Source organism: Candidatus Egerieousia sp. (assembly GCF_056211015.1).
The window spans coordinates 1-2,258 of the sequence record NZ_JBAELF010000063.1; the positions used below are offsets into that span (position 1 = coordinate 1).

Annotated in this window: 3 protein-coding genes; 2 read left to right on the top strand and 1 reads right to left on the bottom strand. The window is 48.8% G+C overall.

Features of this window, described 5'->3' with window-relative positions:
- Positions 1-538 (top strand): PD-(D/E)XK nuclease domain-containing protein (locus AC06L3_RS04500; RefSeq protein WP_475669427.1); only part of this gene is annotated, 538 nt, incomplete at its 5' end.
- Positions 539-802: 264 nt separating this feature from the next.
- On the opposite strand, the gene AC06L3_RS04505 is transcribed toward AC06L3_RS04500, so the two are convergent.
- Positions 803-1,867, bottom strand: coding sequence for a leucine-rich repeat domain-containing protein (locus AC06L3_RS04505; protein WP_475669428.1), 1,065 nt, complete (start codon positions 1,865-1,867; stop codon positions 803-805).
- 200 nt (positions 1,868-2,067) lie between these two features.
- Here AC06L3_RS04505 and AC06L3_RS04510 point away from each other — a divergent pair.
- A partial coding sequence (locus tag AC06L3_RS04510; protein WP_475669429.1) for a hypothetical protein occupies positions 2,068-2,258 on the top strand: 191 nt, incomplete at its 3' end.

The following is a 2,258-nucleotide window of genomic DNA, read 5'->3' on the forward strand; positions in this document are numbered from 1 at the left end:
CTACAGTCCGGCATCCAGTTCATACATACTTGGCATCCCGAACGATGAGGTGAGAGTGGGCCTGTTCGAGAACTTCATCAGTGAGCTCACTCCTCTGAATACCGACCAGCGAATGAACATGGTTGACGCAATGAACAGGGCCCTGCGCAGAGGCAATGTGGATGCAGCAATGAAGGCCCTGCAGTCATTCCTCGCCGGCGTGCCTTACATGTACGAGGGCAAGGAGATTCTTGAAGACCTTGAGAAGCTTGAGGCCCTGCACCAGCGTGATCTCTACATCCTGTTCAACGGAATGGGCCTCAACCTTGAAACTGAAGTTAAGCAGGCCAAAGGCCGTGTTGACATGGTGGTATGGCTGCCCGATGCAATATACATATTCGAGTTCAAGATGAGGGGAACGGCAAGCTCTGCCCTTGCCCAGATAGAGAGGAACCTCTACGACGCACCGTACATGGCTGACCCGAGACCGAAAGTCAAGGTAGGCGTGCGCTTCACCTGCGCCAAGCACACCATAACCAGCTGGAAAATCGCAAGGTAATCTCCTATTTGAAAAAATTTTTCCGCCATGCCTCAGTAGAGGCCCGGCGGAATAACGCCGCCAGAATGGACGGCGAAGACCAAACGGCCACACGACAAGCGTATGGCCAGCCGCTTTGTGGCTGAAGCCGCTCAGGATCTGGATGCAATATGAGCCTACACGCTCAAGACCTGGTCGGAAAAGAAAGCTGACTGGTTGAAGATGGTGACATTGAAATTGTAAGAATCTTACGTGAGCGGATGGATATTGCTTTCATATGCTTCCTTATTTTATCTTGCTGCTTTTTACAATGTTCGCTGATGAGGCCATGGTAGCCGCAATGCACACACCGGCCTGCTTGCCTCCAATGTTACTATATTCCCCGTCACTGCCGCAAATAGCTGTGCAGTATGTCCTGTATGCGGAATCCGGAACGTAAATGACCATGTCCTGTGAGGCAATTCTCAATGCAAAAACCTCCATACCGTCCTTTACCGCAGTGCGTGGTGGAACACCTGATGCAAAGCTTATCCTCTTTATGCTCTTTTCATCCAAGAACTCCAGATATGACATCTTGGTAAGCGATGACGGAAAATCAACCGACTCAACACCCGGGCATGCCCTGAACGCACCTTCAAGCACGGTCTCCGTTCCGTTTTTCACCACAATGCTTCCTTTCCTTCCGCAAGGGCAGGCGTAGAATGTATCCCCGTTGGCTGAGTAAAGCATGCCATCGTATGAGGAGAACTTCCTGTTGCCTGACTCTATTTCTATGCTCTCAAGATGCACCAGATTCTTCAGGCCCTTGATGTCGGCAACCGATGCCGGTATCCTAACCATCCTCAGCGAATCGCTCCACCTGAACTCCGCAAGATTGACCCTGCGCCACTTGTCACCGAACACCACGCTGCTCACGCTTGTGCAGTTGCGGAAAACCTCCTTGCCAAAAGTCTGGTCAACTGGCCCAAGAACTATTTCCTTGAGAGAGCCGCAGTCCTCGAACGCATAGTCTCCAATTTTTTTCACTGACGATGGTATTGTAACCTTCACCAGCTTTGAGGCCCCGCTGAATGCCCTCGGACCTATTGAAGAGACTGTGTAGATGACGCTGTCCTTGCGCAGCGCTCCCGGTATAACCAGCTCGCCTTCAGGAAGTGAATCCCTGGTCTGGGTTGCACTGCCTCCGTAGGTGACCTCAACTGTCTTCTTGAAAGTATCGGTAACGTTAAAGAAAAGAACGTTCCCGCTCTTGAGTCTGATCTCAAAGTCGTGGGCAAGAAGCTTCACCGAAGCTCCGCCCGCCACAATCATTGCAAGAGCAATGAATAAAATTCTTGTAATCCTTTTCATATCCTTTGTTTTTATGTTTCTTGCACAAATGTAATGCACCTCCAAAGCCTCTCCAAACATTCCGCCATATATTTCATGAAAACCCCGTATTACTTGACGAAATGAAAGTTTCTCTACAAAATTTATTACTTTTGCACTGACCGGATTCATCCTGTCCGGTATTGATTCAAATAAAGCATAACAACTTTTAAAAAGCGGTAATGAAAAAGATTATCATTCCTGTTATTGCAGTTTTCTATTTCATGGCTTTCCCCTTGTTATCATTTGCGGGCTCGTCCGGCTACATCACGGAACGGGAAATTGCAAAGGCATTTCTGATTGAAAAAGGTGCAGATCCTCAAAAATGCAATCTGAAAGCAAAGTGTTCCACTTCGTATGCGGTTCTATTCGG